Consider the following 14551-nt stretch of genomic DNA (forward strand, 5'->3'; position numbering starts at 1 on the left):
ATCTTCCTCCTGCATATATATGTATATTCTACAATTATTTACATTTTCCTTTTCTGCCCACATGATATCAAACTATCAGCAAAGCCTTTATTACTCATGTTTCCGATATTCCAGCAACCGGATCTGCAAAGTTCTTCTTCCAGCAAATTCATTGATATCCGGATAATAGGCAACATCCAACACCACATGACTGGGCATTCCTTTTAGTATTTTATCACATTCATTTGTTCCAAACCACTGTTTTATGTTAGAAATAAACACTTCCGGGTCAAAACTTATGCCCTCGATCGTACCGCCGTTCTCCATCAGGAACGAAACCCGCAGAACATTCTGTCTTTTTCCCATAATCCTTGCGCTTTTTACACGCACACCACTCTGTGCAAATACCGGCTTCTCGTTGCCTTTTCCAAATGGCTCCAGAACCTCCAGTTCTTCGGTCAGTGGAATAGTTACATAATCGAGCGGCATCGGCACATCAATCCGGAGCTTCGGTGTCAGAAGTTTTTCGTCAAGCGTACAATTCGCGTTCATTTTTTCCCGAAGCCTGGCCAGATTCCGTTTCTCCATGGAAAAGCCCGCTGCCATCTCATGTCCTCCGAACTTCGTGAAATAATCACTGCATTTATTGATCTCATCATACATATTATAGCCTTCGATCGAACGACCGGAGCCCTTGATGATTCCTTCTTCTTCGCTGTCCGTAAATAACAGCACCGGACGATAATACCGTTCCTTGATCCTGCCTGCGATAATCCCGACCAGACTTTCATGCAGTTTCGGGATATACATAACAAGTACCCGGTCCGACAATGCCGCAACTCCTGTCTCCGGAACTGCCCCCATAAGCAGATGATCCGAAGTTTCAATCAGCCCGATTGCCGTTTTTGTTCCCTGCTCTGTCATATCTTTTCGGGTATTATTGATATTTAACAGCTCAATCGCACGCTCATTTGCCTTAAAGCTGTCTGTTTCAAGCAGGAATTCCAGGCTGGTCTTCGCATCTCCAAGTCTGCCCGCTGCATTGATACACGGTCCAATGATAAATCCCAGATCAAATGCTGACAGCTTCTTACCATCCCTGCCGCTGTTTGTGATCAGTGCCTTCAAACCATAATTACTACTGTCAGATAACCGGTGAAGTGCCTCTCTTACAATGATACGGTTCTCATCTACCAGATTCATAACATCACAGACGGTTGCAATTCCAAGGATCTCTATAAATGCCTCACACTCCGCTTCCGGTATCCCGCACATCCGATATAACAACTGGATAAATTTGTATGCCACACCCGCTCCGCACAATTCCTTGCACGGATATTCACAGCCCGGCTGCTTGTGATCGATCACCGCATCCGCTTCCGGTACTTTGTATACCCGAATATCATTTTCATCTGTATCATATGGAATATCATGGTGATCCGTCACGATTACCCGCATCCCATATTCTTTTGCTTTTCTCACCGCATCAAATGCCGCAATCCCGTTATCACAGGTAATGATCATACTGACCTGATCGGCTGCCGCCGCATCTACCATACGGATATTGATTCCATATCCATCATAGATCCGGTGCGGAATATCATAATCGATCCCGTCTCCTGCAGGCGAACCATTTTCATGCTCCCACACACGCTGTAAGCCTTTATACAATATGTAGTTTGAACTTACACCATCCACATCATAATCCGAAATGATCCGTATCCGGTTCCGACTCCGGATCTCCTCCAGCATAAGGCCGCAGCCCTTCTCCATATTCTTCATCATCGCAGGATCATGCAGCCGGTCAAGCCCCCCATTCAGATAGGTATCAATCTCTTCATCTGTTATCACATCCCGGTTCCGAATCACCCTTGCAGTTACCGGATCAATATGAAAACGCTCTGCGATCCCAAAGAAATCAGCCCGCTTTCCATACATTGTCCACACCATATCATATTTTATCGGAGGTTTTATCTCTGTTGCCATTTACTCTTACTCCCATCCATATCTATTCTTCCGCTATTCCTGATCGCAAAGGAATTATACACCAGTAAAAAATCGACCGTCAACTTCTTACATTCCGCCGCATTGCTGTAATACCGTAATTTACCTTTCAGGTTGTGTTCTTATACACCTCACAGGTTGTTTATTTGTTTTTTTATTCAAAATATAATGTAGTTTGGAGGTATTTTTATGGAGAACTTATACGCACAGATCGGTCAGAGGATCGTACAGATCCGGCGCTCAAATAACCTTACGCAGTACCAGCTTGCAGAGATGCTCGATATCTCTGTCAAACATTGCAGCGCCATAGAACGGGGAAAATCCAGTCTGTCCCTTGAAAAAATGATTGATTTCTGTGATCATTTCGGCGTAGATCTTGATTATCTGATCCGCGGGATCAAAAAATCGGATACAATTTTATCCTGCATTCCACATACCGTAGTCGAGGTCATGACTTCTGACGACGAAAAAAGGAAGCAATTATTTATAGAATACATAGAAATGTTCAATTCCATTTCCAATTCTGATTAACAGCTATTCCTATTGATATAATGGCATATTTCCATATCATAACAAAAAACGAATCTGAAAGCCTTTTGCTTACAGGTTCGTTTTTTATATCTGTTATTTGAAATATTTGTTGATGATCTCGTTTGCCTTATCCGTATCATCTGTTACACAGTATACAACATAATTTCCGTCCTCTTTTATGATCGCCTTGTCAAGACGTCCGGTTTCGGATGGCTTGTAATCTGCATATGATGTTGTCTGTTTTTCTTTTCTGTCTTCACAGGCTGTTTTTACCTTGTCAGCCGCATCTGAATCTGCTGCCTCGAATACTGCAATCTCCTCAGCAGTTGCTCCGGTCGATACGATTATCACGCTGTCTTTTACGCTGTCTGCATCAATTCCGTAATATGTGAGTGCCATGCCTGTATCAAGCTCTGAAAGCGTATCTTCAAATGTCAGCCCGCTCTTCAGTTCATTTGCCATGTCCTTAACATTTATATTCAGGTCTTCCTTTGAACCACCTGCTCCACCAACCGTTGTTCCACAGCCTGCAAGCATTCCTGCCAGGCTAAAAATTGCACATAACTTTACTAATTTCTTCATCTTGTTTATTCTCTCCTGTTACTTCTGTCTGATACTGTTATGATGATCCGAATATCTCTATCCGGACATTTACTTCTTTATATATACATTCTGTCGGATGTAATCCAGCCATTTCTCGCAATATTCCTGATTGCAATGTCGTCCATCGGTACTGGCATCTGCCGGGAGAACTCCGTCTACCGTCACACTGCTTGCAACATCCAGATAAATGATATCGCCATAATCCTTACACATCCGTTTCAACAGCTTGTTGAATGCCTTAATGTTGGAGTTATTATAAATCTCATCTTCATCTGATAAAGCCTTGGATACCGGAAGAATATTCTCAACATAGATCGTTGCATTTGGCTGTATCTCTCTTATTGCATCAATAAATGCTTTATAGTCTTCAATGAATACATCCTCATAGATCCATCCAAGCTCGTTAACACCAAATGAAATGTATATATTCTCATAATCCTTCTGCTTCAGCGCTTCCAGTGCCGTCAACATTCCGTCACTTGTAGAAACGATCGGCTCTGTCATGACCTTTTCGATATTCAGCCCCTTGGAACAGAACGCGTCCAGATTCGACATTCCGGTATAAAGACTAAGTCCCTCGGTTCTTGAATCACCGATCAGTACCGCTGTATCAAAATAAGCATCATCCGTTACATTTCCCGGCGTATACAGTTTCTTATCGTACCAGTCATTTCCCTTAGATGATGTATCCGGGTCCTTGATATTCACATATTTTACTGTTGAACCACCTTCTTCGGATGATGCGGCAGTCGTTGTTTCTTCCGTTTCCGATGCTTCCGTTGTTACCTTTTCCGTAGTCGGTTTCTCTGTTGTCGCTGTTTCCGTTGTTATCTTCTCCGTCGTTTTTTCCTCGGAAGCCTCCTCCGATGCATCCGATCCGGTCGCAACATTTTCTATCTGATGGTCATTTCCATTTTCTCTGTCAAAGTTCCATATATCCTGTCTGTATCTTGTCGCAAATATCACTATTGAACATACCAGAAATACGGCAGCCACACTGCTGATCTTTATCTTATCGCACCGCTCACTTTTTATCCTGGTGCTATATCTTTTCTCATTGTCCATTCTCTTATTCATTCCTCTTTTTGCCTTACATTTTATAAAAGGAAAGGGTCTTATCCCGTTAGCTTCGATTATAGCATACCACTTTACATAAGTGTACAGATTTTGAAATTTCTACATAATTCGCAGTTTTAGTCGTTTTTCGACTTTTCTGATTGTTGAAATTAACAAATCTTGTTTCATTTTTATGGACACTTTTTAACTTAAGTGTTACTATTCTATTAGATTTTTGAGATGGGTCTGTTTTCACACTTACACATACATAATATTATCTTGCAGACTTTTTCCGTTTTATGTATCTTAAATACAAATACTTATCACTTTATATGGGAGGTTACTATGAGTTTTAGCACAAAAAACTATGATTTTAAAGGCGAAACCTGTATCGAACTTATCGCAGGAGATTTTCGTGCATTGATCGCACCTTTTAACGGAAGTAATGTAATGAAGCTGGAAAACACAGCTCTTAATATTGATATCTTAAGAAATGATCTGTCACTTTCACCGGAAGAACTGAAGGCTGCTGCCGAGGTATACGGTATGCCTACTTTATATCTTCCAAACAGATTATCTCATGGAGATCTGAAAACCTCAGATGCCATGTATCATTTCCCTTGCAACGATCCGCTGGGCAACCATCTGCATGGTTTTCTTCACAAACGCTGCCATACAATTGATGACATGTATGTAGAGGGTGAAAGTGCTGTTGCAAAGACTTCTTATGTATATGATGAAAATGATGAATTTTTCGAAACTTTCCCTGTCAGCTTCAAGGCAGAATTTGTCTTTACACTGACAGCAGACGGACTGGATTATTCCTTTACACTGACTAACCTTTCCAAGGTTCAGATGCCTTATGGTGTATGTAACCATATCGCATTCAAAGCACCGTTTACAAATGGCGGAAGCGGCGCAAATGTGCGTCTGCAGGTTCCGATCGGTGACAAATGGGAACTCAGCGACACCTGTATTCCAACCGAGAAAACACTGCCGCTTACCAGATATGATATGATGTACAAAGAGGGTGACATGGTTCCTGTTCTTCAGGACATCGACAACGACCTCTATACCGCTGAAATGAACGAATTAGACGGCAAGCCATTCTATGGTGTCATCGTAACCGATAAAGTTACAGGCGTCCGTGTCTGCTACGAAGTATGTGATGTTATGAAATACTGGATCATGTGGAATGATCACGGCATGAAAGAATTCTTCTGTCCGGAACCTATGAGCTGGAACATTGATGCTCCAAACCTTTCCGGTGATCCTGCCGTAACCGGCTACACCGAACTGGCTCCCGGCGAATCCAAAACCGTAACCGAGAGAATCTTTGTAAGATAAAAAAGTCTATCGGGATATGTCCTTTCAGAGAAACGGCTCTGCTATAAATGACTCGCTGCGATTTCTGTTCGCTGCACATGCCTAATTTGTAAATACTCCTGTGCTAACTCGCCTTCGGCTCAAACAAGCACCCGTATTTACTGGCAATGTGCATCTTACTACGAAATCCACGCTAATGTCATTTTATAGCAGAGCCGTTTCTCTGAAAGGACACATCCGGTAGACATAGATTTATAAAAAACATGGCATATGTATTCTGTGTAAGGAATAGCATATGCCATGTTTTCATATAAGGCCCGGTCTTATTCGGACTCTACCGTTCCGCCGATATACCATTTACCGCCCTTCTTGTAACAGATCAGTGACATCTTGTCATCCTCTGTCTCTGTCTCTCCAAGGTAGTTTATTGTCATGGTATAATCAACATCACAGATATAAGCACATCTTACTTTGCTTGCTACAGACGTATCACCATACAGACCTTCGCACATATTCTTGATAGTTGCTCTGTTTGCCTTCTCTGTTGATGTGATCTTGTAATCAATAGAATACTCAACCCCCATAGAGGTCAGAAGCTCAAAGCTGCTGGATAATGTTTCTACATCATTGTCAGCAACACAGTCTTCATCAACAAGTGATACGATCTTATCTGTATCTGCTTCTTCAATTCCGGTCATAAACTGATCTACTAATTTCTTGCTCTTCTTGGCTCCCCCAAGCGAACCTGAAAACAGGAATATAACTGCTGCTGCAATTACTGCAAGTGCAACAATGATTCCAATAACTGCTCCTGCACCGGATTTCTTCTTTTTTGGTGGCTGCTGATAACCTGCGCCAGTATCAAATCCCGGTGTACCATATGCATTTCCTGCATAACCATTCTGCATTGGATCTCCCTGATACTGTGATCCACCATACTGTGGATCCATCCCCATTCCCTGCTGTGGTTGCACACCATATGCTGCATTTTCCGGCTGCTGTGGCTGATCATTCCCAGCAAGTGTAAACCCACCACTTGTACCTACTTCTGCTCCACATACAGGACAAACTGAACCATTTGTCTCTGCTCCGCAATTTGGACAATTCATAATCTCTCCTCCTAAAACGTAAAAAATAATATATATGTGAACATTTTATGTCTGTTCACATTTTGAGTGTATCAGATGAGGCTTCTTTTTACAATGATTATTTTTCCACATTTTATCATGGGTTTTGTTGTCAAATATCCTATTTTATTATATAATATGCCCATATGGCTGTTTTTATAAGGGGCACACTATGTCCTTTGTAAGGGAGAGATCATGGAGCAGTGGATACTGCCTGATAACGGCAGACACTACTTATCTTAATACACATGAAAGGAAGGTATATATTACATGAAGTTTGGTTATTTTGATGATGCCAACAAGGAGTATGTCATCACATCTCCTAGAACTCCTTATCCTTGGATCAACTACCTTGGAACACAGGATTTCTTCTCACTGATTTCAAATACAGCGGGAGGTTACAGCTTCTACAAAGATGCTCGTCTTCGTAGAATTACAAGATACCGTTATAACAATGTACCTATCGATATGGGTGGTCGTTATTTCTATATTAACGAGAATGGTACAATCTGGAATCCGGGCTGGTCACCGGTTAAGACAGAGCTTGACGAATATGAATGCCGTCATGGTATGGGTTACACAGTGATCACCGGTAAGAAGAACAACTTAAAGGCAGAGGTTACTTTCTTCGTACCTCAGAATTATGCCGGAGAAGTTCAGCAGGTTGTTCTTACAAATGAAAGCTCAGAAGAGAAGACTTTCTCATTCTTCTCATTTGAAGAGTGGTGTCTCTGGGATGCACAGGATGACTGCACAAACTTCCAGAGAAACTTCAGTACAGGTCGTGTAGAGGTTGTTGGTTCAACAATCTACCACAAGACAGAGTACAGAGATAGACGTGATCATTTCGCATTCTACACAGTAAATGACGAGATCGACGGTTACGATACAGACAGAGATTCATTCATCGGACTTTACAATGGTTTCCACAACCCACAGGCTGTTGAAGCCGGCAAGTCAAATGATTCATTTGCAGATGGATGGTCACCAATCGCTTCACACTACAAGAAGATCACTCTTGCTCCGGGCGAGACAAAGACTCTTGTATTTATTCTTGGATATGTTGAGATGCCTGTTGACCAGAAGTTCGAAGCTGATGGCAAGACGATCAACAAGGTTAAGGCTCTTGAGATGATGGAGAAATACAACACTCCTGAGAAGGTTGCAGCAGGTCTTGCAGAACTCAAAGAACACTGGAACAACCTCTTAAGCATCTTAAATGTTAATACTCCTGATGATAAGGTTAACCGTATGGTTAATATCTGGAATCAGTATCAGTGTATGGTTACATTCAACCTTTCACGTTCAGCATCATACTTCGAGTCCGGTATCGGCCGTGGTATGGGATTCCGTGATTCCAACCAGGATGTACTTGGATTTGTTCATCAGATTCCTGATCGTGCAAGAGAAAGAATTATTGATATCGCTTCTACACAATTCCCGGATGGTGGATGCTATCATCAGTATCAGCCACTTACAAAGAAGGGTAATGCAGATATCGGTGGTGACTTCTCAGACGATCCATTATGGCTGATCCTTTCTGTATCTGCATACATCAAGGAGACAGGCGACTGGGGTATTCTTGATGAGATGGTTCCATATGACAACGATATGTCCATCGCTAAGCCAATGCTTGACCACTTAAAGGTTTCCTTCTACAAGATCGTAAACAACCTTGGACCACACGGACTTCCACTTGCAATGAGAGCTGACTGGAACGACTGTATCAACCTTTCATGCTTCTCCGATACACCGGGTGAAAGCTTCCAGACATACACCAACCCTAAGTTCGCTGCTGAAGGCGGATACTCAAAGGTTGCTGAGTCAGTTATGGTTGCTACACTCTTTACATATGCAGGTCCTAACTATGTTGCTATTCTCAAGCACCTTGGAATGGACGCTGAAGCAGAAGCTGCTCAAGCTGAGATCGATAAGATGAAAGCTAACATCATGGAATCCGCTTGGGATGGTGACTGGTTCTTAAGAGCATACGATGCAAATGGGGAGAAGATGGGATCTAAGGAATGTGAAGAAGGACAGATCTTCATCGAGCCACAGGGCTTCGCTATTATGTCAGACATCGGTAAAGATCAGGGCTGCGACAAGAAGACACTTGCTGCTATTGATGAGCGTCTGAATACACAGCACGGACTTGTACTTAACAATCCTGCATTCACAAAGTATTACATCCAGTATGGTGAGATCTCAACATACCCAGGCGGATACAAAGAGAATGCTGGTATCTTCACACATAACAATGCATGGATCATCTGTGCTGCTGCTTACGCAGGCGCCGGCGATCAGGCATTCAAATATTACTCAGAGATTGCTCCTGCTTTCACTGAGGAGACATCCGATATTCACAAGACTGAACCATATGTATATGGTCAGATGATCGGTGGTAAGGATGCCGGTTCCGATATTGGAAAGCCGGGTAACCACTTTGGTCAGGGTAAGAACTCATGGCTTACAGGTACTGCAGCCTGGAACATGGTAGCTATTTCACAGTACATCTTAGGTATCTCAGCAGACTTTGATGGTCTTAAGATCGATCCATCTATTCCTGCTGCATGGGATGGTCTGAATGCTACACGTCAGTTCCGTGGTGCTACATATGACATCAAGGTTACAAATCCGGATCATGTAAATAAGGGTATCAAGAGTGTTACTGTAGATGGCAATGCTATCGAGAGCAATGTTCTTCCAGTATTTGGTGATGGCAAGACTCATGCTGTAGAAGTAGTAATGGGTTAATCCATATATCAGATATTGATATAAAAAGTGAGACACATATGACTGTATATTGTAAATCATATGTGTCTCATTTTTATTTCTATTCATCTTCCGTTTCTGTAATCTCAACTGCCATTGGATCCAACCGGCTTCGGTCATAAGCTTCCGTATTGATATTGGTCTGATCAATTTCTTCATATCCATCATCCAGATAATCATCTACAACCCCATCTGCTCCAAGATCTCCGGCAAAGGAAGATACCCTGTAGCGAAGCTTTCGATATATCTTTTTAATTACCTTGATCACTAATACGATGCACCAGTTAATAATATAAGCCAGAATGATGCTGACAACTATATCCTTACTACTTTCTCCAAATCTCTTCTGAATCGGAGTTCCAATATAACGGATCACAAAATACTGGGTCAGGTAAAAATCAAATACCATAGAGCTTAAGATTCCAAATGGTGATAATGTAAATATATGAGAAATCATTCCACCGTCATAAGAAAATACCATCACGATCAGCACATACAACAGCAATCTCAGAAGTGCTGCAGGAATTCCATATTTCCCAACTGTTCCCAGATAAATGAGAACCGCTGCCACAAGCACTACCAGCTCTGCTCCGGTCAGAAGATTTCTTCCAGCGGAACGATCTGTCTCGATCCGAATATTCAGTCTGAAATTTGCAAGCCAGACACCAATACAGAATAAAATAAGATTCATCAGAAACAGATATGGCATATCATGCTTCAATACCATTGCATCAGCAAGTGGTCCTGCAACAATTATATATACAGCGATCAGCCCGGCTATCACCAATCCACTTCTTTTCAGATCCCGCTTCATTCTTGCCGCCAGCATACCGATCACCGGAGCCAGAAGATAGATCAGAAAGATTGCTGATACAAACCAACTGACCGGATTCAGTGCCATATAATATCCAGCCTTCGGTATCATTGCCTGAAGCATCGGTATACTGATGATATACTTCACGATCAGTGTCTTAATTTCCTGTGAACCGGGATGGCTGCACAATGCGAGGATCAGGAATACTGTCTGCATGATCATATAAAGCGGATACAGAATCCCCAGCTTCTTTCCAAGAAATTCCAGATAATTCTTCTTGTTCAGATTAATAAACTTCTTATGGTAATGAATACCGATTCCAAATCCTACCAGAACAAAGAAAAATGCCATTCCAAATATCCCATTATCCAGATATTTGTCATAAACTGCCTGCGCTTTTTCTCCCGGCATCATCCCCACACAATATGATAAAAAGACAAGGGTAATCATGATAACCTTCCATGCCTCAAATGATTTTGCTTTTACCTTCATATTCCTTCTCTCCTGTGCAATAAAACTTTTTTTGCTCATTTGGATTTATTATAGCATCTAACAACATACATATGCAAATCTTATATTTTCAAAAGCGCTGGCAGATTCCTTGACACTCCATTCTCCCTGAACTAAAATTAAAGAATACCGTTCTGCCAGTTCATATGGCAGCGGCACAAGGAGAAGTTATATGAAAAAAGTGAATCTGATCGTTCCCTGTTACAATGAAGCGGAAGCACTTCCTTTATTTAAGAACGAACTGAACAAAGTAATCCAGACTCTGGATCAATATACATTTGAGATACTTCTGATCAATGATGGTTCTACAGATACAACCCTTTCCGTCATGAAAGAAATCTGTGATACGGATTCTCATTACAAATACATATCATTTTCAAGAAACTTTGGAAAAGAAGCTGCCATGTATGCCGGCTTCTGTAATTCAGATGGTGACTATGCCGCCATCATGGATGCAGATATGCAGGATCCCCCTGCCCTGCTGCCTGATATGCTCCACTGTCTGGAAACCGAGGATTATGACAGTGTTGCCACCCGGCGGGTATCGAGGATTGGAGAACCAAAGATCCGTTCCTTCTTTGCAAGGAATTTTTATAAGCTTATCAACAAGATCTCGGACGCAGATGTTGTCGATGGTGCCAGGGACTTTCGTCTGATGAAGCGTGAAATGATAGACAGTATCGTCGCCATGTGCGAATACAACCGATTCTCAAAGGGTATCTTTGGCTGGATCGGTTTTAAGACCAAATGGCTGGAATATGAAAATGTAAACCGCATTGCCGGAGAAACAAAATGGAGTTTCTGGGGCTTATTCAAATATGCGGTCGATGGAATTATCAATTTTTCCGAAACCCCGATGTCCCTTGCATCCGGGCTTGGCATTTTTCTGACGATCTTTTCCTTTCTTATGGTTATTTTCATTATTATAAGAAAAGAAATATTCGGAGATCCGGTTGCCGGCTGGCCATCTCTTGCCTGTATCATCATCTTTATTGCTGGACTTCAGTTCCTGTGCATGGGTATTATGGGTAAATACATTGCCAAGACATATCTGGAAGTAAAAAACCGGCCACATTACATCGTATCGGAAACAAATAAGGATCATGTAGATCCGATCCATTAGGAATAAAAACAAAGAAGGCGTATATATAATGAAGAAACTTACATATATTATTTTGCATCTGCTGATTCTTCCATTGCTCCTCTACGGATTTTCTTTTTCTGTATCTGCGGAAGAAACCAGTTCCGAAGACACTGTTATACAGGTTACTGCGGAAGACGGCAGCGACATATCCCAAAAGCTGAACGAAGCGCTGATCAATGCCAGAGATCTTGCCGAAAGCTCCGGGCAGATTGTTACAGTCAGGGTTCAAAAAGGTAGTTATCTTCTTTCCGCTGCACTGCATATTTACAGCAATACAACGCTGGATGTCACGGATGTTCACCTTACATTTGCCGGTTCCCATCGGTTCAATATGCTGATCACCGGTCCATCATCAACAGAAAATTACAAAGACTATGACGATTACAACAACAGTGAAGCCTGCTCCGGCTATGATGCCTATAAGAATATCACGGTTCTGGGCGGAATCTGGGAAAGCACCGAAGCCAATCTGAGTTGTATCGTTCGTATCTTTCATGCTACTAATATTACCCTTGACGGTCTTACTTTCACGGGCGGCGGATGCGTACATCAGCTAGAGGTTGCTGCGATCGACGGCTTTTATGTCAGAAACTGCACATTTAAAAACCACGGCAAACGTGCTGACGATACCAAAAACTTTGAAAAAGAAGAAGCCATACAGCTCGATATGCCATACAGTGAACTGGTATATCCCGGCACTTATCCGGACGGAACCCCTATGAAGAATGTGGAGATCACACACAACACATTCCAGAATATTGCCCGTGGTGTCGGAACACACACCATGCTCTGTGGTGCATATCACGAAAATATCAAGATCAACGATAACACATTTATCAATGTGCTGGAAGAATGTGTTGTCTGCTTAAACTATGTAAACTGTGAAGTAAAGAACAACACGATCACCAACTGCGGCGGCGGTATTCTGGTTCAGAATGCCAAGGAATACGAAGTATCCATGAACACAACGGTTTTAAATGGCGCAAAGAAGATCGACAACGCTGTTATCAACAATGCAGTAACAGAAGTCAGCGGCAACACCATGAAGCTGACCTACCATCCGACAACATTAAAAACTGCCGGAATCTTCGTTTATGGAAGAAAGCTGAACAGCAACATCACAGGAGGAGATGGATTTCCTCTGCCGGATGAAGATTTCTATATCAGCTCCGTTATTATACGAAACAATACGATCATCACACCGGGAGACGGTATCACCTTATCCGATGCAAGAGATTGCGAGGTATCCGGTAATACAATCAATGGATATAATTTCTCGCCGGATGACAAATTACGAACTTCCAGAGATGGCATCCGTATTGATCAGTCCAGTAAGAATATCTCCGTAACCGGAAATGAGATCAAGAACATGCCGCGTTATGGTCTGTATATTACGGACAACAGTACCGCCTCTGCGATTGAAAATAACACCTTTAAAAACTGTACCGGAACCGGAATCTTTCTGACAGACTCCAGTGCATGTATCTATGATATTGCAAACAACATTGTAAAAAACTGCAAAGCCGGCGGTATTCTGGTTGGGAACAACAGCCGTGTCACGAACATAACAGGAAATGCCTTTGGTGCTGTCAGTGGCAATCCGGCGATCAAAGTATACAGCAACAGCCGTACCGGGCTGATCTCGACAAACCGGGTACGTGACATGGGTGATAAAACAAAAGCAACCGTTGCAAATGCAATTGAGATCACCGGACGCTCTTTTGCAAAAGAGATTTCATCCAACCGGATCTATGCATCAAAAACGGACGTCTCCTCCGGAATGGGAATTCTGGTTGATAAGGCCTCCAAAATTGCTGGTTCCGTAAAAAACAACACGATCTCGGATGCAGCCCTGTATGCCATATCTATTGCCAATCATTCCAAGGTTGCAGAGCTGGTCAGTGAAAATGTGCTCTCTTCCATTGGCAAAAGTGCGATCGCAGTAAATGGAGCCAGCAGCATCGGTCAGAACATTGAAGGAAACTCTATCAATGGAAGTGGAACCAACGGTATCCTTCTGGAAAAAGAAGCAACGGTCTGTGGCGGCATCAACAATAATACAATCAGTGAGTGCAGCAATTACGGCATCAATGTCCAGAGCATCAATAACGATACAACTATCTCGTATAACTATATTTCCGCAAAAGGCAATGCCCCAATCAACATTGCTGCACACAGCAATTACCTGCTGACAGTTGTCAAAAATACCTTATGTGGATCTGCATCATTAAATGGTATGCAACTATCCAAATGCAATGTAGCTATTTCTGACAACGATATTACTGATTTCAAATATGGTATTGCTGCTTCCTCATCCGTATCCGGTGCGATCAGCAATAATATATATAACGATATAGCAAATAAAGATCTGTCGATTAATGACACTGACCAGAAAATATGCGGTACGGTAACGGATCTCACCTGTTCTATGAATACAGCACGCAATCAGGCAACCTTATCATGGAAGAAGGTCAAAGGAATCAGTGGCTATGAAGTACAATACAGTACAACCGATCATTTTTCCGGCAAATCGACAAAACAGCTTGGCAAGGAACAGACATCCTATGCTTTACAGGATCTTCCAAAGGGCAAAACAATCTACTATCGTGTTCGTGCCTATCGTTCCTTTGGAAATCTCAGCATCTATGGTTCCTATACAAGCGGAAACTTTACCGCCTGATCCTG

At 42.3% G+C, this 14551-nt stretch carries 10 protein-coding genes; 5 read left to right on the top strand and 5 right to left on the bottom strand.

The genetic code is table 11. The annotated features are described in order from the left end of the window. Positions 1 to 90 precede the first annotated feature (90 nt). Positions 91 to 1965, bottom strand: coding sequence for a single-stranded-DNA-specific exonuclease RecJ (gene recJ, locus DWW85_RS05495; protein WP_117807873.1), 1875 nt, complete (start codon positions 1963 to 1965; stop codon positions 91 to 93). Between the two features lie 207 nt (positions 1966 to 2172). Here recJ and DWW85_RS05500 point away from each other — a divergent pair, with 207 nt between their 5' ends. Further along, positions 2173 to 2514, top strand: coding sequence for a helix-turn-helix domain-containing protein (locus DWW85_RS05500; RefSeq protein ID WP_117807874.1), 342 nt, complete (start codon positions 2173 to 2175; stop codon positions 2512 to 2514). Between the two features lie 93 nt (positions 2515 to 2607). Here the strand turns inward: DWW85_RS05500 and DWW85_RS05505 are convergent, their stop codons facing one another. Beyond that, positions 2608 to 3096, bottom strand: coding sequence for a DUF4358 domain-containing protein (locus DWW85_RS05505; RefSeq protein WP_117784610.1), 489 nt, complete (start codon positions 3094 to 3096; stop codon positions 2608 to 2610). A 69-nt stretch (positions 3097 to 3165) separates the two neighbouring features. Then, positions 3166 to 4182: a GDSL-type esterase/lipase family protein gene (locus tag DWW85_RS05510; RefSeq protein ID WP_117807876.1), complete on the bottom strand. Its 1017-nt coding sequence runs from the start codon at positions 4180 to 4182 to the stop codon at positions 3166 to 3168. Between the two features lie 336 nt (positions 4183 to 4518). On the opposite strand from DWW85_RS05510, the gene DWW85_RS05515 reads away from it, so the two are divergent. Next, positions 4519 to 5520: an aldose 1-epimerase gene (locus tag DWW85_RS05515; protein ID WP_117807878.1), complete on the top strand. Its 1002-nt coding sequence runs from the start codon at positions 4519 to 4521 to the stop codon at positions 5518 to 5520. A 302-nt stretch (positions 5521 to 5822) separates the two neighbouring features. Here DWW85_RS05515 and DWW85_RS05520 read toward each other — a convergent pair whose 3' ends face one another. Then, complete coding sequence (locus tag DWW85_RS05520) at positions 5823 to 6608, bottom strand: hypothetical protein (RefSeq protein WP_117807879.1); 786 nt, start codon at positions 6606 to 6608, stop codon at positions 5823 to 5825. 288 nt (positions 6609 to 6896) lie between these two features. On the opposite strand from DWW85_RS05520, the gene DWW85_RS05525 reads away from it, so the two are divergent. After that, positions 6897 to 9380 carry a glycosyl transferase gene (locus DWW85_RS05525; protein ID WP_117807881.1) on the top strand — a complete coding sequence of 828 codons (2484 nt, stop codon included), beginning with the start codon at positions 6897 to 6899 and terminating at the stop codon, positions 9378 to 9380. A gap of 79 nt (positions 9381 to 9459) precedes the next feature. Here DWW85_RS05525 and DWW85_RS05530 read toward each other — a convergent pair whose 3' ends face one another. Continuing rightward, the gene (locus DWW85_RS05530; RefSeq protein WP_181986508.1) at positions 9460 to 10704 is read right to left on the bottom strand and encodes an acyltransferase; all 1245 of its coding nucleotides are present in this window, start codon (positions 10702 to 10704) and stop codon (positions 9460 to 9462) included. 190 nt (positions 10705 to 10894) lie between these two features. On the opposite strand from DWW85_RS05530, the gene DWW85_RS05535 reads away from it, so the two are divergent. Then, a complete protein-coding gene (locus DWW85_RS05535) occupies positions 10895 to 11845 on the top strand; it encodes a glycosyltransferase family 2 protein (RefSeq protein WP_117807884.1) in 951 nt (316 codons plus the stop codon). 28 nt (positions 11846 to 11873) lie between these two features. Beyond that, positions 11874 to 14546 (top strand): right-handed parallel beta-helix repeat-containing protein, encoded by a 2673-nt coding sequence (locus tag DWW85_RS05540; RefSeq protein ID WP_117807886.1) that lies wholly within the window; start codon positions 11874 to 11876, stop codon positions 14544 to 14546. Positions 14547 to 14551: the final 5 nt, after the last annotated feature.

The organism is Clostridium sp. AF17-21AC (genome assembly GCF_003461365.1).
GTDB lineage: Bacteria > Bacillota > Clostridia > Lachnospirales > Lachnospiraceae > Coprococcus > Coprococcus ammoniilyticus.